This is a genomic window from Nocardiopsis sp. YSL2 (genome assembly GCF_030555055.1).
Lineage (GTDB): Bacteria > Actinomycetota > Actinomycetes > Streptosporangiales > Streptosporangiaceae > Nocardiopsis.
The window spans coordinates 4,109,138-4,126,063 of the sequence record NZ_JAMOAO010000001.1 but is presented as its reverse complement, the minus strand read 5'-3'; the positions used below and the strand labels follow the sequence as shown (position 1 = coordinate 4,126,063).

Below are 16,926 nucleotides of genomic sequence, written 5' to 3'. Positions count from 1 at the left end.
TCACCCGCCGTCGACGACGTGGCAGGCCAGCAGGCGGTCCGGTCGGGGCGCCAGCGCGGGCCGCTCGGTGTCGCAGCGGCCCGGCTCGAACATCGGGCAGCGCGGATGGAACTCGCATCCCGACGGCAGGTCCGTCAGGTCGGGGATGTCCGCGCCGCGCAGCCGGACCCGCTCCTTGGTGCGCGCCAGGTCCGGGTCCGGCTCGCACACCGCGGAGACGAGGGCCCGGGTGTAGGGGTGGCGGGGGTCGTTGACCACCCGGCGGGTGGGGCCCTGCTCCACGATCCGGCCCAGGTACATGACCGCGATCTCGCCGTCCCAGGCGAAGTACTTGGCCACGGCCAGGTCGTGGGTGATGAACAGGAAGCCGACCCCGAGGTCGTCGCGCAGCCGGCCCAGCGTGTTGAGCAGGCTGACCCGGATGGAGACGTCCAGCATCGAGGTGGACTCGTCGGCGATGATCACCTGCGGGTCCATCGCCAGGGCACGGGCGACCGCCACGCGCTGGCGCTGGCCGCCCGACATCTGGTGGGGGTACTTGTCCAGGTAGTCCTCGGCGGGGGTCAGCTCGACCCGGCGCAGCAGCGCGATGGTGGCCTCCCGGGCCTCGCGCCGGTCCTTCACGAGCCGGTGGCGGCGCAGCCCGGCGGAGACCGTGGAGTAGACGGTGCGCACCGGGTTCAGGGAGGCGTAGGGGTCCTGGTGGATGTACTGGACGGACCGGCGGAAGGCCGAGCGCTCGGCCCGGCCCATGGCCGCGACGTCCCGGCCCCGGAAGCGGACGGTGCCGGAGGTGGGCCGGGCCAGTGCCGCGGCCATGCGGGCCGTGGTGGTCTTGCCGCAGCCGGACTCCCCCACCAGGCACAGCACCCGCCCCGGGCGCACCCGCAGGTCGACCCCGGCGACGGCGGGGACCTCACCGCGCGGTGTGGAGAAGACCTGGCGGACGCCGTGCAGGCCCAGGACCGCGGTGTCGGCCGCCTCGGGGTCCCGTCCCTCGGCGGACGGATCGTGGTGCACGTACGGGTCGATCATCGGGTGGCCCCCTCGGTGAAGAGTGCGGCGTCCTCGGCGCGCAGGCACGCGGCGGCGTGGCTGAGCCCTGCGGGACGGGCCCTGAGCACGTCCAGCTCGGGGCGGATCCGCGAGCAGCGTGACTGGGCGTGGGCACAGCGCGGCGCGAAGGAGCAGCCGTCGGGCAGCGCTCCGATGCTCGGCGGTCCGCCCGGCAGTGACTCCGGAACGGTCAGGTCTCCCACGACCGGCGGCACGGAGTTGATCAGTGCCCGGGTGTAGGGGTGGCGCGAGCGGTAGAAGATGTCGCGCGTGGTGCCGGTCTCGATCATCCGGCCCGCGTACATCGTGCCGACGCGGTCGGCGAGCTCGGCCGCCAGGCCCAGGTCGTGGGTGATGAAGACCATGGCGAACCGCAGCTCCTCGCGCAGCTCGGTCAGGCGCTCGACGATGGCGCGCTGGGTGAGGATGTCCAGCGCGGTCGTCGGCTCGTCGAGGATGAGCAACTGGGGCCGCAGTGCCAGGGCCAGGGCGATCAGGGCGCGCTGGCGCATGCCGCCGGACAGCTCGTGCGGATACGCGGCCAGGACCCGGGCGGGGTCGAGCCGGACCAGTTCCAGCAGTGCGGCGGAGCGTTCGAGCAGTGCGGCGCGGCTGCGGCGGGTGCCGCGCCCCTCGTGCGCCCGGAAGGTGTCCAGGAAGTGGTCCTGCACCTTCAGCACGGGGTTGAACGCGTTCATCGCGCCCTGGAAGACCATGGCCGCCTCGTTCCAGCGGAAGCGGCGCAGGTCCTCCCTGGCCAGGGCGCGCACGTCGACGCGGCGGCCGTCCTTGCGCCGGAAGAGGATCTCCCCGGCGGAGACGACCCCGGTGCGAGGCAGGAGCCGCAGCAGGCCGAGGCCGAGCGTGGTCTTGCCGCAGCCGGATTCGCCCACCAGGGCCATGGACTGGCCGGGGTAGAGGTCGAAGCCGACGCCGCGGACCGCCGTGACCCGGCTTCTGCGTCCGGTGCGGTAGCCGATGTCGACACCGCGCACGGACAGCAGGGGGCCGTCGTCGGCGGGGTCCGGGGTGGTGGCGGGGCGGTCGTTCACGTGGCTCACCTGTCCCGGAGTCGTGGGTTGAGTGCCTGCTCCAGGGAGCGGGACATGGTGACCAGCCCGATCTGGAAGAGCATGATCATCACCATCGGGGCGATGAGGAAGGGGGCGGCGGTGGGGAGGAGGAACGCGTTGTTGTCCCAGGCCTGCTGGATCATCAGGCCCCAGTTGTCGGCGGTGCTGGGCAGCAGACCGAGCAGGTACATGCCGACGACCGCGTAGATCGCGTTGGTGATGGCGATGATGAAGTTGATGAAGACGTAGCCCGCCATGTTGGGCAGCACCTCGACGAAGAGGATCCGGGCGGTGCCCAGGTCCTGGAGCCGGGCCGCCTCGATGAACTCGCGTTCGCGCAGGCTGAGCACCTGGGCGCGGATGGAGCGCATCAGGTAGGGCCAGGTGACCAGCCCGATGATGAAGGCGACCATCAGCGGTGAGGCGGTGCGGTAGAAGGACGCGATGACCAGCATGAGCACGATGAAGGGGATGGTCATCGTGATGTCGGTCAGCTGGAGCAGGAGGTGGTCGACGCGCCCGCGCACGTAGCCGGCGATCCCGCCGAGGACGACGGCGATGGCCACGGTGATGAGCGCGGCGGCGACGCCCACCCAGATGGGTTCGCGCCCGCCGAGGACGAGTTGGACGAAGGTGTCCTTGCCCTCGTGGTTGGTGCCGAGCCAGTGCTCGGCGTTCATCGGTCCCCAGATGAGGGCGACGTCCGTCGGGTTGCGGGTGTCCACGAGCAGGGGGCCCACGAAGGAGAAGAGCAGCACGCTCAGGACGAGGCACAGTCCCAGGAAGCCGCTGGTGCTGCGGGTCAGCCCCTGCCAGATGGAGCCCCAGACGCCGGCGGGGGGCGAGGTGGTGGCGGTCATGGTGCGTCGGCCCCCTGGTCGCTGATGCGCGGGTCGAGTCGGCTGTAGAGCAGGTCGGCCACGAGGTTGGCGGCCACGACGCAGGCGGTGACGATGATGAGCAGCCCCTGCAGGAGCGGGTAGTCGCGGTAGTTGACGGCGTCCAGGAGCAGGCCGCCGACGCCCTTGTAGACCAGGACCCGCTCGACGAAGACCGCGCCGCCGACGAGGGTGCCGAAGGAGATCGCGATCTGGGCCACCAGCGGCAGCACCGCGTTGCGGCCGACGTAGGCGACGGCGATACGGCCGCCGCGCAGCCCGCGGGCCCGGGCGACGGTGACGTAGTCCTCGCTGAGCACCTCGGTGGTGGAGGCCTTCATGACGAGCATCCAGGTGCCGATGATGGCGAGGACGTAGGTGAGGATCGGCAGGCCGGCGTGGTAGAACGCGTCGCCGACGAACTCCGGGGTGAAGCCGGGTGTGACTCCGGGACTCACGGTGCCGCGCAGGGCGACGGGGTTGAACCAGCCGAGGTAGAGGCCGCCGCCGACCACGAGCAGCATCGCGATGAGGTAGTTGGGGACGGCGCCCAGGACGGAGGCGGCCACGCTCAGCACGTGGTCGAGGAACCGGTTGCGCCGGTAGGCCATCACCATGCCCAGGCTCAGTCCGAGGACGATCGAGACGACCGTGCCCACACCGATGCTGAACAGTGTCCAGGGCAGGTAGGCCGCGATGGCCTCGGCGACGCCGACCGCGGGCCGGGTGATGGTGTTGCCGAGGTCGAGGGTGACCAGGCCGACGAAGAAGTCCCACCACTGCCGCCACAGCGGCGCGTCCGGGTCGAAGGCCAGCGAGTTGGCGGCGATCACCCGCGCCTCGGCCATGCTCATGCCGCCCTGGGTCAGCCGGCCCGCCATGACGTCGATGGGGTCGCCCGGCATGGCCCGTGCGAGGAAGAAGGTCACGTTGGCGACCACGAACACCACGACGGCGGACTTGCGGACCTTGACGAACAGGTGGTGGCGCCAGACGCGCAGTAGCGGGGAGGGCGGGTCGGCGGCCGGCGCCGGGGCGTCGGATGGCGGTGGAGGGGCCGCGATGTCGGTGGCCACGTGGCTCCTTGGGGCGACGAGCGGGGGCAGGAGGGCGCAGTTTTTATTAGGAAAGTTTCCTAATAGAACAGCACGCTAACGGCGGATGTGTGGCGCACGCCACCCCTGTGACCAAACGGCGCCCTCGACGCGACCCGTTCTCCACCGGGCAAGGCTTTTCCAGGGACAAAGACGGACAAAGCTCCAACCGTTTCATGGCCGGATGCGGCCAGATCCCAGCACCCACAACTTTTGTCGGTATCGACCCGCGGCGACCGATTCGTACGGTGACGGCTCACACGCACACAGCCCGGGCTCCTCCAGGACGTGTTCCGTGGACGCGCCGCGCGACAGGGCGTGTCCGGCGGAGCACGCCCGAGCCCGGCCACGGAAGTGGAGGACACGTGCGAGGAGCACGCACGAACACCGCGGTCGCGGTCGCCCTGGCGGCGTCGCTGGCCGCCTCCCTCACGGCGGCCCCGGCCGCCGCCGACCCCCTCACTCCTCCGACCCCCGACGACGCCCTCGCCGACTTCCACGACCAGGAAGTCGACTGGACCCGCTGCGAGGAGGAGGTGCTACAGACACTGGAGTGCGCCGACATCGAGGTCCCCCTGGACTACACCGACCCCGAGGGCCCCCGCGCCACCGTCGCCATCAGCCGCCGCGTCGCCTCGGACCCCGACCGCCGCCGCGGCATCCTGCTCACCAACCCGGGCGGCCCCGGCGGGGCCGGACGCATCGTCCCCGTCTCGCCGGCCGAGGCGAACGGCTCCGGCATCCTCGGCGACGACCGGGTCGCCGAGGTCTACGACCTGATCGGCATGGACCCGCGCGGCACCGGCGCCTCCAGCCCCCGCCTGGACTGCGGGGCCGCCCTCCCCCTGGTCCCGCCCCGGCCCGACGACTCCGAGTTCTCCGGGATCACCCGCGGCACCATCGCCTACCAGCGCGCCTGCGACCAGGCCGACGGCGACCTGCGGCCCCACATGACCACCGCGAACACCGCCCGGGACATGGACGTCGTGCGCGCCGCCCTGGGCGAGGAGACGGTCAACTACCTCGGCTGGTCCTACGGCACCTACCTGGGCGCGGTCTACGGCAGCCTGTTCCCCGGGCGGCTGGACCGCAGCGTGCTGGACTCGGCCGTGCACCCCGACCGGATCTGGCGGGACGTGTTCACCCTCCAGGCCCCCGCCTACAGCCGCAACGTGGAGCGCTACACCGCCTGGGTGGCCGAGCACGACGACCTCTATGACATGGGGGCCACCCCCGAGGAGGTCGTGGCGGCCTTCGAGGAGACCTCACGGCGCCTGGAGGAGGACCCCCGCGAGGACGTCCCCGGGCTTCCCGAGGGGCAGGCCTACGACAACGACGACTGGGACTTCATCGTGGGCGTGGCCGCCCGCTACCAGGGCGACTGGGACGTGTTCACCCGGGACCTGGCCTATTTCGTCCACGACGAGCCCTTCCCCGAGGCCGCGGTGGCGGCGGCCGACGATCCCGAGCCCGCTCCCGAACCCGATCCCGCGCTGACCGGCAACACCGACCTGCTCACGGCGGTCCTGTGCGAGGCCGACTGGCCGGGCCGCCTGTCCGGGTACTACCGCGACATGCGCGGGGTCCGCGAGGACCACCCCTTCGGTATCGGCGTGCTCTGGCACGCACCTCAGCCGTGCACGTTCGACACCGGCGCACCGGTCGAACCGCTGGTGGACCTGGAGCGCGACGGGCACCCGGCCGGGCTGGTCATCGCCGCGGAGTTCGACACCCAGACGGCCTATGAGGGCGGCCCCGCCCTGGCCGACCGGCTCGACGCCCCCCTGCTCACCGTCGAAGACGAGGGCGGCCACGGATTCTACGGTGTCGCGGGGCTGGACTGCGTGACGGAGGCGGTGGACGCCTACCTGGTGGACGGTGCCGAGCCCGAGGACCTCTCATGCCAGGGGAGGCCGGTTCCCGACCCTCGGGCGGGCCACACCTTCTCCGCCCCGGACGGGGACTCCGACGCGGTCGGTGGGGCCATCGCCCGGGCCAGGGCGGAGCGGGAGGCGCCGCCGCTGGGCCTGCCGACGGTCCGCTAGCCGGGGCGTGTTCGCGCACCCCTGGGCCGGGCGGCCCGTGCCGCGGTGGTGGCGCGGGCCGCCCGGTCCCATCGGCCTCAGCGCTCGGAGTCCTCCAGGGTCCCCTCGACCGGGCCCGCCGGGTCGTAGACCAGGCAGAGGTACGCACGGTTGTCGTAGAGGTTCCAGCCCGTGGGGCAACGCCTAGTAGGCGGCGCCCTCAAGGGTGCCGGTGACCATCTCTTCGGGGTCGTACACGTAGCAGAGGATCTCGCGGTCGTCGATACGGTTCCACGAGTCCTCGGTGGGGGTCAGCGGGTAGGCGTAGAGCGCCGACTCCTCCCAGGGGACTCCGACGAACTCGGTGAAGGCATCGCCCTCGCACAGCTCCGTGGCCTCGGCGGTGACGGCCTCGTCGCCCGGGTACTCGCCCTCCGCCATCTGGTGGGACACGAAGAACTCGGAGTCGTGCGGCTCCGCGCAGTCGACCAGGGGGACCTCGGTGACCTCCTCGCCCCCGAAGGCGGCCTCCATCTCGCTGTCGATGAAGCAGTCACCGACGTTGAGGTCGAAGACGTTGTTGTCGGCAGCACCGAGGATCTGCGTGACGACACCGCAACCGCTCAGGACGACCGCCGCACCGGCGGCGAGGGCGGACAGCGAGGCGATGCGCAGAGCGGGGGAACGCGAAGACATGGGGTACTCCGGATGGATGGCAGGGAGAGTCCGCCAGAGATCAGGCGGGAATGGTCAGAATTCACCACATCAGGACCATCTGTCAATTCTGTTCCAGGAAATTGGCAAAAGGCGAAACTCGGACGACGCAGTGTGATCATGGCGCCCCGCGCGGACATCCGTGCTGGCAGCAGGGACGAACCCGCGTGGGGCCAACGCCGGGCGCCGAAATTCCCTACCGCCAAGGCATTGTGCGGGGAGGGCGGAAGGATAGCGCCGGACACCGACAGCCGGCGGCGATCTCGCAGCGACGGGGAACGACGAAGGCCCCGGTCGCGACGACCGGGGCCTTTCGTGGGTGCGCCATCAGGGACTCGAACCCCGGACCCGCTGATTAAGAGTCAGCTGCTCTGACCAACTGAGCTAATGGCGCGTGTGGCGTTGGTGGGAGCGGCACTCCCCCGCAGCGACGTTCTCAACTCTACCGGAGGTGCGGAGCACTCCGTACCGGGTGCCCTGTGTGCCGCGCCACGTGCGGCGGCACCGCCACGCCGCGGACGGCACGGACACCGAGGGCCCCGGCCGTAGCGACCGGGGCCCTCCTGGGTGCGTCATCAGGGACTCGAACCCCGGACCCGCTGATTAAGAGTCAGCTGCTCTGACCAACTGAGCTAATGACGCGCGCTGTTCGCCGGCGCCGCCCGTCGGGGCCGCGCCTCGTGGCGACGTCGATAACTCTAGCAGGGCCGCGAAGGGACCGCGAACCGGTAGCCGTCCAGGCTCAGGTGAAGGCCATCACCAGGGCGACGATCACGGCCACGGCCAGGATCACGCCGACTCCGGCCAGCACGATCGGCAGGACCGGGCGGCGCGCGGTCTCCTCCGGCTGCGGGTTCTCGTCGACGAAACGGCGGAAGTGCTGGGTGTTCCCCGCCGGGTCTTGGGAGGGCTCTTGGTTCTGTGTCATGTGTTCGACACTAGCGACTCATGAGACCCGTGAGCACCCCCCGAGGCCGATCGGGCCGCTTCCCTACGCGGTCTTTGCCGAGTCTCACCCCTCTCACCCAGGCGAAAGCCGAACGAAAGATCCGTCACCCAGACTCGGATCGGGGGGAACACGACCGGTCGGTACTTCCCCGCGACCGTGCCTGACCTCCTCGGGCCCGGCGTGCAGCACCGCGGCCATCCGGGCCGTCGGCGTCCCGCAGCGCGCCGGGTCCACCCCTTCCAGGCGCCGGACGAGATCGGAGCCCGACAGGGACGGGTGGGTGTCGAGCCAGGCCACGGCCATCCGCAGGGGCAGCGGGAGATATCCGGCGAGGTGGGCCACACGGCGCAGCGCGGCCTCGGTGCACCGGTCCTCCCTCAGCAGGGAGCGCAGTAGGACGACCGCGTCGGCCGCGGGGAGCGCACCCACCGGCAGGGCGCGCACCCCGTCGCGTACCAGCAGGTCGGTGAGCCAGTACCGGCTGGTGACCACGGCAGCGCATTCCGGGCAGCCCGGGAGCAGCGGGCGCACCTGGCGGGTGGAGGCGGCGTTGTCCAGCACCATCAGCACGCGGCGCCGGGCCAGGAGGGAGCGGGCGCGGGCGGCCGACTCGTCGACGGAGAGGTCCTCGGTGTCGTTGCGGCCCCCCGACAGGGAGCGGACCAGCCGCCGCAGGACCTCCGTGGGATCGCGCGGGGTGCCGTCGTCGCGGCGCAGGTTGACGTAGACCTGACCGTCGGGGAAGTGCGGGGCGACGGCGTGCGCCCACACCAGTGCCAGCGCACTGCTGCCGGCGCCCGCCGGGCCGCGGACCAGGACGTTCCCCGGTGCCGGTCCCGCCGGGTCGGCGAGGCGGTCCAGTTCGGCCAGGTGCGCACCGCGCCCGACCAGGACCGCGGGTGCCGCCGGGAGTTCGGCCGGTGTCGCCGAGGGCAGGGGCGTCGGCGCCGCCGGGCGAAGGGCGGGGGCGGTGGTGAGCGCCGGCTCGGCGCGCTGGCGGGGCACGCGCGCGGGCCGGTCGGGATCGACGTCGAGGTCGCCGCGCAGGATCGCGTGGAAGGTCTCCTGGAGGTCGCGGCCGGGGTCGGTTCCCAGGCGTTCGGCCAGGACGTCACGTGTGCGCGCGTACAGGCGCAGGGCCTCGCTGGGGCGGCCGGAGCGGTGGAGGGCGACCATCTGCAGGCGGATGAGGGATTCGCGCTCGGGGTGGTCGGCGACGATGGGGCCGATGTGCTCGGCGGCCCGGGCGTGATCGCCGCGGGCCAGTGCGGCACGGCATCCCGCCTCGGCGACCCGCAGGAGCTCTTCGTGCAGGGGCGGGACGTCGCGTTCGTGCAGGACGGGGCTCGCGATGTCGGCGAGGACCGGGCTGCGCCACAGGCGCAGGGCACGCAGCAACAGGTCGGCGTGGCGGACCGGATCGCCCCTGGAGTCGGCTTCGCCCGCGGCGGCGACCAGGGCGCGGAAGCAGAGCAGGTCGGACTCGCCCTCCTCCAGGTCGGCCCGGTAGCCGCCGTCGCCGCCGTGGATGAGGGGCCGACCGCAGTGGTCGTCGAAGATGGCCCGCACCCGGGCCACGTGGACCTGGAGTGCGCTGCGGTTGACCTGGCCCGCCGGTGCGCCCCAGACACGGGCGATGAGGTGGTCCGCCGGGACGGTGTGCCCGGCCCGGAGCAGGAGGGTCGCCAGGACCGTGCGTCTCTTGTCCCCCCGCAGGCGCAGGGGCGCACCGTCGACCTCGACCACGAACTGGCCGAGCAGTCCGACGTACAGCCCTCGGGGGTCCCGCCGCGCCGACGCACTCAGCGACACTTCACCCTCCCGTGCGAGGCGGGCGCGTGTTGGGGAGTGGAGCCGCCTCCGCTCTGACCCCAGAGTGCCCCTTGAGCTGGGATATCGCAATCGGGTCGCGAACACTTGCCGACACGGCCTGCCCTTGAAATCCTGGATTCTCCCGATATTTTCCGTCCCTGCGTTGACTCTGAACCGCGACCGAAAGAAACTTTCCTCCATGGCGCAAACTCCGAAGTCCTCGGGCGATCGCGCACAGCGCGGCGAGGTCTCCTCGTCCTCCGTGCCCACCACGGTCCTGCGGATCCGGTCGCTGATCCCGTCGCTGGCCCCGGCCGAGCGGCGGGTCGCCCAGTACGTCGTCGACGACCCCGAACGGGCCGCGGCCTCGTCGATCACCCAGCTCGCCAAGGACTGCGCCACCTCCGAGGCCACGGTGATCCGCTTCTGCCGCACCATCGACTTCAGCGGGTACCGCGAACTGCGGCTGGCACTGGCCACCGAGGCCGGCCAGGCCCGGGGCGCCCGGTCGGTGACGCCGGAGGTGGCCAGCGACATCGATCCGGACGACACGCTCGTCACGGTCGTGCAGAAGATCGCCTACACCGACGCCCGAGCGGTGGAGGAGACCGGGGCCGCTCTGGACGTGGACGCGCTGCGCACCGTGGTCGACGCGATGGCCGGGGCACGGCGGATCGACGTGTACGGGGTGGGGGCCAGCGCCTTCGTGGGCGCCGACCTGCAGCAGAAGCTGCACCGGATCGGCCTGACGTCCTTCGCGTGGTCGGACGCGCACGTGATGCTGACCAGCGCGGCCGTACTGGACGAGCGGGACGTGGCGATCGGGATCTCGCACAGCGGGGCCACCACCGACACGGTGCAGGCGCTCACGGAGGCCAAGCGGCGCGGCGCCCGGACCGTGGCCATCACCAACTTCCCGCGCTCCCCGATCGGTTTCGCCGACCACGTGCTCACAACGGCGGCCCGCGAGACCACGTTCAGGTCGGGCGCGACCGCCAGTCGGCTGGCCCAGCTGACCGTGGTGGACTGCCTGTTCGTGGGCCTGGCGCAGATCCGGTACACCGAGAGCCGGACGGCGCTGGAGACCACCTACGAGGCGGTGCGCGGGCTGCGGATCAACGACGACCGCCGACGCCGCCGGAGTGCGGCACCGCCGGAGGAGCCGGACGGGGCCTGAGGGGTGCTCCGCGCCGCCGGGGAAAGGTCCGGCGGCGGTTCGATCGCGACGAGCGGGACGAGCGGAAGGGAACGGCACGGGTGCGGACCGACCAGGAGGGCGCTGTGCACGCAGACACCGGAGACGGGCCGCGGGCTCGGAGCGGCGGTGAGGCCGTGATCGTGCGCGCCCCGACCGAGGCCCGCAACTCGGGGACCTACGACATCGACCTGCTCCCGGCGCTCGACGTCCTGCGGCAGATCAACGCCGAGGACACCACGGTTCCGGCCGCGGTGGGCGCGGTGCTGCCGGAGCTGGCGCGAGCCGTGGAGCTGGGGGTGGCCGCCTTGGAGAGCGGGGCGGCCATCCACTACTTCGGCGCGGGCACCTCGGGGCGCATCGCCGCGCAGGACGCCGCTGAGCTGCCGCCCACCTACGGGATCCCCCCGGAGTGGGTGGTGGCGCACCACGCGGGCGGCGGCGACGCCCTGGTCCACGCCGTGGAGGGCATCGAGGACGACTGGGAGGCCGGTCGGGCCGACGCGGCCGGCGTTCGGCCGGGCGCGCTGGCTGTGGGCCTGGCGGCCAGCGGCCGGACGCCCTACGTGGGCGGGGCGCTGGCGGCGGCCCGTGAGCAGGGGGCGACCACGGTGCTCATCAGCGCCAACCCGGACGCGCCGCTGGGGCGCGACGTGGACGTGCACGTGGGGATGAACACGGGTGCGGAGGTCATCGCGGGTTCGACCCGGATGAAGGCGGGAACGGCGCAGAAGCTCGCGCTCAACGCGTTCTCCACGGCGGTCATGGTCCGTTTCGGACGCACCTATTCCAACCTCATGGTGGGCGTGGACGCGAGCAACGCCAAGCTGCGCGGACGTGTGGTCACGATCCTCGTGCAGGCCACGGGCATGCCGGAACAGGCGTGTGCCGACGCGCTGACCGCGGCGCAGGGCGACACCCGGGTGGCGCTGGTGTCGCTGCTGGCCGATGTCGACGCGGCCGACGCGGCGCGGGCACTGAACGCGTCCCGGGGCCGGGTGCGGCCGGCGCTCGCCGACCTGGGAGTGGCCGCCGACCCGCGCTAGCAGTGCCGGCCGCAGGGGGCGCGGGCGTACCGGCGGCGGGTGAGAGCGGGCTAGAGCTTCACCGAGGCGAGGAACAGGCTCCACTCACCGGAGACGAAGGACAGGTGCCCCAACTCGGGCTGCTTGGAGTCCCGGATGAGGGCACCGGACTCCATGTCCGCCACCTCCACGCACTCCCCGCTGGCTGTGGAATGACTGCTCTTGCGCCAGCCAGCCACCTCCATACAAGCCCCAGTGTTGGAGCTGTACGACGACTTCCACCAGCTAGCCACTTCGATGCAGTTGTTCCCTGCACCGCTGTAGGACGACTTACGGAAGACCAGATCTCCGAACAGGGGAACCGCCCGCCCTCGCTACTCCTTGACCGATGTAACGAACACGTTCCACTCGCCTGAGTGGAACGTCAAGTGCCCCAGCTCAGGCTGCTTCGAGTCCCGGATGAGAGCACCGGACTCCACGTCCGCCACCTCGACGCACTCCTTGCCCGCTCCGCTGTAGCTGCTCTTACGCCAAGGCCCCTGCATGGACTCGAATGTCATCTATTCCGTCTCCTTCAACAAGCCGCGCATCAGGGTGAGACTCGCGTCCGTGTCCATCGCCACCCCGGCAGTTTTTGCGGCTGCCAGCCTATACCGCGCTACATCTGCCGAGTCCTCCACATAGACGTCGCCGAACAGGCCCTCCTGATAGACGACCGGCGCGTCTTCAGGGTCGGGGAACTCAAAGATCGTGAACTGCCCGGACTGAGCCATGTAGACGCCCGCGCCAAAGGGAACGACTCGAAGGTGAACATTGGGTCGCTCAGCCAACTCAACGAGCCTGCTCAGCTGGTCCCGCTGCACCCTGGGATCACCCACGGCCCTTCGGAGAACTCCCTCATCAAGAACCGCAATGAGTTCTGGTGGCTTCGACCGAGCAAGGATCCCCTGACGCTCTATCCTGACCGCGACCTGACGCTCAACTTCAGCATCCTGTCCCTGCGGATCCAGCGCTGCGATGACCTCCCTCGCGTATTCCTCCGTCTGGAGGAGACCCGGAAGCAGGTTCGGCGCGAAGACGCTGATCCTGGCCGCGTCGTTCTCCATCACGAAGAAGCTCTCGCCCTGGTAGAGGTCCCGGTACGCCAACCACCAGCCGCGCTTCCAGGCGTCCTTGCCCAGCTTGAAGAGCGACTCGCGTTCGGGTGAGCGCACCCCGTACAGCTCCAGCAGCTCATCCAGGTCGTCGAGGATCAGTCGGCTCTCGCCCCGCTCGATCCGGTAGAGCTTCGTCTTGTGCCAGCCGAGCTGCCCGGCCACGTCCTCGGGACTCATCCGGCGCTCGTCCCGGAGTCGGCGCAGCTCGCGCAACAGGCGTTTGCCCCGCACTGACAGGCTGAGCCGGGTCCTCATACTCACTCCACTCGGTGCGTCGTTCACTGTGCGTCGGTTCATCCTGCCAGCCTCCAGCTACCGTGCGCGAACTAAAAATGCGACGAACTATTAAAGATGCCTTGCGTTAACCCTCTGTAGTGATGATGATAGAGACCAAGCGCACGCCGCAGGGGTGACTTCTCGAAGTCCGTGACTGTCCGTGTGCAACAGAACGGCCCTGGTCAGGTGTGTCCGCACCTGGCCAGGGCCTCAGCCCTCGAACCTGATAGGAACAGGTGAGGACCTATGTACGAGCGTAGTACCACTGCGCCCGAAACCGCCCAGTGGCCGGGCATGCGGCGCTTCCTGGGGCTCTTCCCCAGCCGGCCGACTTCCGTCCGGGACGCCCGCGACTGGCTGCGTCAGCGACTCGACCTCGTCCGAGTACCCGCGTATCTGACCCACGACGCGCTGCTCATCCTCAGCGAACTCACCACGAACGCCCTGCTGCACGTCCCCGAGAGGGAGCCCAGCAGGGCGTTTCTCGTTTCGGTGTTCACCTTCCGCAACAGTCTCCGGATCAGCGTGCGCACCACCCGCAACACCGCCACCATCCCCTGTCTGGAGGTGGTACGAGCGGACCCGGAGGCCGAGCACGGGCGCGGCCTCTTCCTCGTCGACGCTCTGGCCGCCACCTGGGGCGTCGAACGCACCCGCTCCGGACCGGCCGTCTTCTTCACTCTGGAATGGGACGGCCCCGAGCCAACACCGGCAACACCAGTCCCCCGGCCCCGGTCGTCGCAGCACGACGCTCTCGGGAGGTAGGCGTGTCCGGCTACGCCCTCTATCCCAGCCGCGAGGTCGAACTCCTGCGGGCCGAGTTCCCCGACCACTTGATCTGCGAACTCCACGACGAGACCGGCCGCCCGGTCCTCACCGCGACCCTGCGTCGCCGCCGCTGCCCCTGCCCGTCCGACCTGGTCACCGCCGGAACCCCGGCCGACCTGCGCCGGTCCCTGACCGGGCCGGAACGGGAGGCACGGTGATCGTCATGGACCGGCCCCGGCGACCGGACGCCTTCCCGCGGTGGCCGAGCCGCATCACCCGACCCGAGGAGGTCCCCGGACCCGAACCCGCGACCGGGCGGCTCACCCCCGACCCGCGTGCCCGGCTCGCGGACCTGGCACGCCAGGGCTGGACGGTCTGGTTCGGTCGGCACACCCGCCAGTACTGGGCCGCGCACACCGGTCGCATGCGCCTGGTCTGCGCCGACACCCCCGAGGAACTGCTCCACACGATCCGCCGGGGCGCGGAAACGGGATAGGGAGGAGGCTGCGGTTCCGCGAGGACAGCTCACGGAACCGCCGCACGCCCTGGGCCCGGCCGGGCTCCCCCAGGAGGGCCCGGCCGGGGCCCGCTGTCACTTCCGCCAGAAGAGGTGGTGCGTCACGCCGCTCGGGCTGGGCACCACGTCCAGGTGGAACCGGTCGAGCAACTCGTCGGGCGACTCCCACAGCCGCACCCCGGATCCGAGCTTCACCGGCGCGACCGCCACATGCAGGGTGTCGACGAGGTCGGCTTCGAGGAACTGCCGGATGGTGGTGGCCCCGCCGCCGAGCCGGACGTCCTTGCCCTCCGCCGCTTCCTTCGCCTTCTCCAGAACCGTGGCCGGATCGTCGTCGACGAAGTGGAACGTGGTGTCGGAGAGCGAGAACGACGGACGCGGATAGTGGGTCATCACGAACACCGGGGTGTGGAACGGCGGCTCGTCACCCCACCAGCCCTGCCAGTCGTAGTCCGGCCAGGGCCCGCGCACGGGCCCGAACTTGTTGCGGCCCATGATCTCGGCGCCCATGTTGTGCGTGAAGTCGCGCGCGAGGTAGTCGTCCAGGCCGCGGCTCCCCCCGGGGGCGGTGCGATTGGGCCAGCTCGCCGTGGCCCCGGCCCAGGCGATCAACTCCCGGGGGTCGGCGTCTCCGAACGGTCTTTCCAGCGTCTGGTTCTCTCCCGCGGCGAAGCCGTCGCTCGACACGGTGAAGTTCTGCACCTTCAGAAGCTGTTGCACGCGGTTCCTCCGTCTGTCGTCCGTCGTCTGCCGAGGGGGTAGACCTGTCGGCCGAAGGAAACTCATCGCGGACGGCGAGGTCGGCACGGGATGCGGCTCCGTCCCCGCTCAGCCGGGCTGGTCGCTGTCCTTCATCGCGCCCCAGCCGTGCCAGCGCTCGACCTCGATCCAGGCGCTGAACCGGCCGCGCTCACGGTCGGGATAGCGACCGCCGAGGTAGTGCTGGGCGAGCCGGTCGATGTCGGTCAGGCCCTCGTCGTCGCGCCACTCCACGACGCGCCCGAGGAGGGTGACGTGGGTGTACCAGTCGTCCCGGTCGAGCACGGTGAGGGAGACGCGCGGATCGCGGCGCAGGTGCTTGATCCGCACCCGGCCCTCGTCCATGTTGATCAGCGCCCGGCCGTCCTCCCACAGGTACCAGGTGGGTGTGGACACGGGCGCGCCGTCCGAGCGCAGGGTGGTGACGGTGGCCGGATTGGGACGGCGCAGCAGGTCGACGGCCTCGGCGGGCAGGGATGGCCTGGACATGGGCTCTCCTCCATGGTGCGTCGTCGGCGCGCGGCCGACCGAGCCGGACGGCCGCCGGTCATGGCCGAGCCTACGGACTCGGGCAGCGTTGTCCTCGCCCGTGCGAGCCGTGTCCACGGCCCCGCTCGCACGGATCGATCGGAGCCCCGTCGACCTCGTCCCCACGCCGACTCGCGTCACGCACCGGCCTCGTCCTGGTCCTGGCGGCCTGTGGCGGCCCCGAGGCGCCCCTCCGGGCGGGCGGCGAGCGGTCCTCGCCCGTACCGGTCGGCGGGAGTCAGTCGGCGAGGGCGGCGGTTCCGCGCAGCCGGTTCGCGGGCCGGTCGAGCGGCCGGTAGCCCCGCACGTGGTCGACGACGAAGTGCTTGGGGTAGGCGGCGGCCGGTTCCCGGGGCTCGGTGGGGAACTCGTAGATGTTCAGCATGAGCTGCATCGGATAGTCCGGGGACTGGTCGAGGCTGCGTTGGAGGCGACCGTCGACGAAGAACGAGACGCGCTCGGGAGTCCACTCCACGGTGTAGGTGTGGAAGCGGCGGGCGTCCATGGGGACCTGGACCTGGGTGAAGTCGTCGCGCAGAGCCGGGTCGTCGAAGGGGTGGATGCCCATGCCGACCGCCGCCGACTCCGGTGTGACGTCGCGGCCGAAGATCTCGGCGACGCAGATCTCACCCGAGTGCTCGGGGACCTCCTCGTAGCCGATCAGCCACAGCGCCACCATGCAGTTCTCGTCGGCGATGGCCTTGGCGCGCATCTCGATGACGCCGAAGTGCGGCGTGTAGAGCCGCTGGTTCTCCCATTCCTCGCGAACACGGGCCTGTGCGTGGACGCCGTGCTGGCCGATGTCACTCCCGACCGGCCCGGCGAACAGGCCCGTCTGGAGGTTGGAGACGCGCATGGGGCCGTCCAGGTCGTACTCCCACGGCGCCTGGTCGGCCTCGATACGCAGGTCCAGGTGCCCGCCGCCGACCCGGTGCCGAGCCGCGGACGCGGCACGGCTCGACCACTGCGGCAGGTAGTGGGGGATCCACCGGGTCGTGTCGAGCCGGTCTCCGGCGAAGTCCTCGTCGAATTCCAGTACGTAGCCGACCTTCGTGATCGGGTCGGGTCGCGAGCCGCGTTCGGGCATGGCTGTCATCAGAC

General features: G+C 71.1%; 19 protein-coding genes and 2 tRNA genes. 6 read left to right on the top strand and 15 right to left on the bottom strand.

Annotated elements, in window-relative coordinates:
• Genes M1P99_RS18360 through M1P99_RS18345 form a run of 4 tightly spaced genes read right to left on the bottom strand, consistent with a single transcriptional unit; the run spans position 1 to position 4,083 of the window.
• Positions 1-1,035: an ABC transporter ATP-binding protein gene (locus M1P99_RS18360; RefSeq protein ID WP_304453828.1), complete on the bottom strand. Its 1,035-nt coding sequence runs from the start codon at positions 1,033-1,035 to the stop codon at positions 1-3.
• Positions 1,032-2,108: an ABC transporter ATP-binding protein gene (locus M1P99_RS18355; RefSeq protein WP_304453827.1), complete on the bottom strand. Its 1,077-nt coding sequence runs from the start codon at positions 2,106-2,108 to the stop codon at positions 1,032-1,034. The genes M1P99_RS18360 and M1P99_RS18355 overlap by 4 nt, the downstream gene beginning before the upstream one ends.
• 5 nt (positions 2,109-2,113) lie before the next feature.
• On the bottom strand, positions 2,114-2,989 hold the full coding sequence (locus M1P99_RS18350; RefSeq protein ID WP_304453826.1) for an ABC transporter permease: 876 nt from the start codon (positions 2,987-2,989) through the stop codon (positions 2,114-2,116).
• Positions 2,986-4,083 (bottom strand): ABC transporter permease, encoded by a 1,098-nt coding sequence (locus M1P99_RS18345; protein WP_304453825.1) that lies wholly within the window; start codon positions 4,081-4,083, stop codon positions 2,986-2,988. Before M1P99_RS18345 ends, M1P99_RS18350 begins: the two co-directional genes overlap by 4 nt.
• Before the next feature lie 383 nt (positions 4,084-4,466).
• On the opposite strand from M1P99_RS18345, the gene M1P99_RS18340 reads away from it, so the two are divergent.
• On the top strand, positions 4,467-6,146 hold the full coding sequence (locus tag M1P99_RS18340; protein ID WP_304453824.1) for an alpha/beta fold hydrolase: 1,680 nt from the start codon (positions 4,467-4,469) through the stop codon (positions 6,144-6,146).
• Between the two features lie 183 nt (positions 6,147-6,329).
• On the opposite strand, the gene M1P99_RS18335 is transcribed toward M1P99_RS18340, so the two are convergent.
• The 5 genes from M1P99_RS18335 to M1P99_RS18315 form a co-directional block, all read right to left on the bottom strand.
• Positions 6,330-6,821 (bottom strand): septum formation family protein, encoded by a 492-nt coding sequence (locus M1P99_RS18335; protein WP_304453823.1) that lies wholly within the window; start codon positions 6,819-6,821, stop codon positions 6,330-6,332.
• Between the two features lie 338 nt (positions 6,822-7,159).
• A tRNA-Lys gene (locus M1P99_RS18330) sits at positions 7,160-7,233 on the bottom strand.
• A 174-nt stretch (positions 7,234-7,407) separates the two neighbouring features.
• Positions 7,408-7,481 (bottom strand) — tRNA-Lys (locus tag M1P99_RS18325).
• Between the two features lie 100 nt (positions 7,482-7,581).
• Positions 7,582-7,767, bottom strand: coding sequence for a hypothetical protein (locus M1P99_RS18320; RefSeq protein WP_304453822.1), 186 nt, complete (start codon positions 7,765-7,767; stop codon positions 7,582-7,584).
• A 93-nt stretch (positions 7,768-7,860) separates the two neighbouring features.
• Complete coding sequence (locus M1P99_RS18315) at positions 7,861-9,600, bottom strand: AfsR/SARP family transcriptional regulator (RefSeq protein WP_304453821.1); 1,740 nt, start codon at positions 9,598-9,600, stop codon at positions 7,861-7,863.
• A 199-nt stretch (positions 9,601-9,799) separates the two neighbouring features.
• Between M1P99_RS18315 and M1P99_RS18310 the strand changes: the two genes are divergently transcribed.
• Both M1P99_RS18310 and M1P99_RS18305 read left to right on the top strand, forming a co-directional pair.
• Positions 9,800-10,777: a MurR/RpiR family transcriptional regulator gene (locus M1P99_RS18310; protein ID WP_304453820.1), complete on the top strand. Its 978-nt coding sequence runs from the start codon at positions 9,800-9,802 to the stop codon at positions 10,775-10,777.
• A 104-nt stretch (positions 10,778-10,881) separates the two neighbouring features.
• Positions 10,882-11,841 (top strand): N-acetylmuramic acid 6-phosphate etherase, encoded by a 960-nt coding sequence (locus tag M1P99_RS18305; protein WP_304453819.1) that lies wholly within the window; start codon positions 10,882-10,884, stop codon positions 11,839-11,841.
• A 50-nt stretch (positions 11,842-11,891) separates the two neighbouring features.
• Here M1P99_RS18305 and M1P99_RS28650 read toward each other — a convergent pair whose 3' ends face one another.
• The 3 genes from M1P99_RS28650 to M1P99_RS18290 all read right to left on the bottom strand — a co-directional run bounded on the left by M1P99_RS28650 (position 11,892) and on the right by M1P99_RS18290 (position 13,232).
• Positions 11,892-12,065: a DUF397 domain-containing protein gene (locus M1P99_RS28650; RefSeq protein ID WP_369696564.1), complete on the bottom strand. Its 174-nt coding sequence runs from the start codon at positions 12,063-12,065 to the stop codon at positions 11,892-11,894.
• A 129-nt stretch (positions 12,066-12,194) separates the two neighbouring features.
• Positions 12,195-12,365 carry a DUF397 domain-containing protein gene (locus M1P99_RS18295; protein ID WP_304453818.1) on the bottom strand — a complete coding sequence of 57 codons (171 nt, stop codon included), beginning with the start codon at positions 12,363-12,365 and terminating at the stop codon, positions 12,195-12,197.
• 15 nt (positions 12,366-12,380) lie between these two features.
• A complete protein-coding gene (locus M1P99_RS18290) occupies positions 12,381-13,232 on the bottom strand; it encodes a DUF5753 domain-containing protein (protein WP_304453817.1) in 852 nt (283 codons plus the stop codon).
• Positions 13,233-13,499: 267 nt separating this feature from the next.
• Between M1P99_RS18290 and M1P99_RS18285 the strand changes: the two genes are divergently transcribed.
• Genes M1P99_RS18285 through M1P99_RS18275 form a run of 3 tightly spaced genes read left to right on the top strand, consistent with a single transcriptional unit; the run spans position 13,500 to position 14,517 of the window.
• A complete protein-coding gene (locus M1P99_RS18285) occupies positions 13,500-14,018 on the top strand; it encodes an ATP-binding protein (protein WP_304453816.1) in 519 nt (172 codons plus the stop codon).
• 2 nt (positions 14,019-14,020) lie between these two features.
• On the top strand, positions 14,021-14,239 hold the full coding sequence (locus M1P99_RS18280) for a hypothetical protein (protein WP_304453815.1): 219 nt from the start codon (positions 14,021-14,023) through the stop codon (positions 14,237-14,239).
• A 5-nt stretch (positions 14,240-14,244) separates the two neighbouring features.
• Positions 14,245-14,517, top strand: coding sequence for a hypothetical protein (locus M1P99_RS18275; RefSeq protein WP_304453814.1), 273 nt, complete (start codon positions 14,245-14,247; stop codon positions 14,515-14,517).
• Positions 14,518-14,613: 96 nt separating this feature from the next.
• Here the strand turns inward: M1P99_RS18275 and M1P99_RS18270 are convergent, their stop codons facing one another.
• The 3 genes from M1P99_RS18270 to M1P99_RS18260 all read right to left on the bottom strand — a co-directional run bounded on the left by M1P99_RS18270 (position 14,614) and on the right by M1P99_RS18260 (position 16,921).
• Positions 14,614-15,258, bottom strand: coding sequence for a dihydrofolate reductase family protein (locus tag M1P99_RS18270; RefSeq protein ID WP_304453813.1), 645 nt, complete (start codon positions 15,256-15,258; stop codon positions 14,614-14,616).
• A gap of 108 nt (positions 15,259-15,366) precedes the next feature.
• The gene (locus M1P99_RS18265) at positions 15,367-15,786 is read right to left on the bottom strand and encodes a PPOX class F420-dependent oxidoreductase (RefSeq protein WP_304453812.1); all 420 of its coding nucleotides are present in this window, start codon (positions 15,784-15,786) and stop codon (positions 15,367-15,369) included.
• A gap of 277 nt (positions 15,787-16,063) precedes the next feature.
• Positions 16,064-16,921 (bottom strand): glycoside hydrolase family 16 protein, encoded by an 858-nt coding sequence (locus M1P99_RS18260; RefSeq protein WP_304453811.1) that lies wholly within the window; start codon positions 16,919-16,921, stop codon positions 16,064-16,066.
• Between the last annotated feature and the right edge of the window lie 5 nt (positions 16,922-16,926).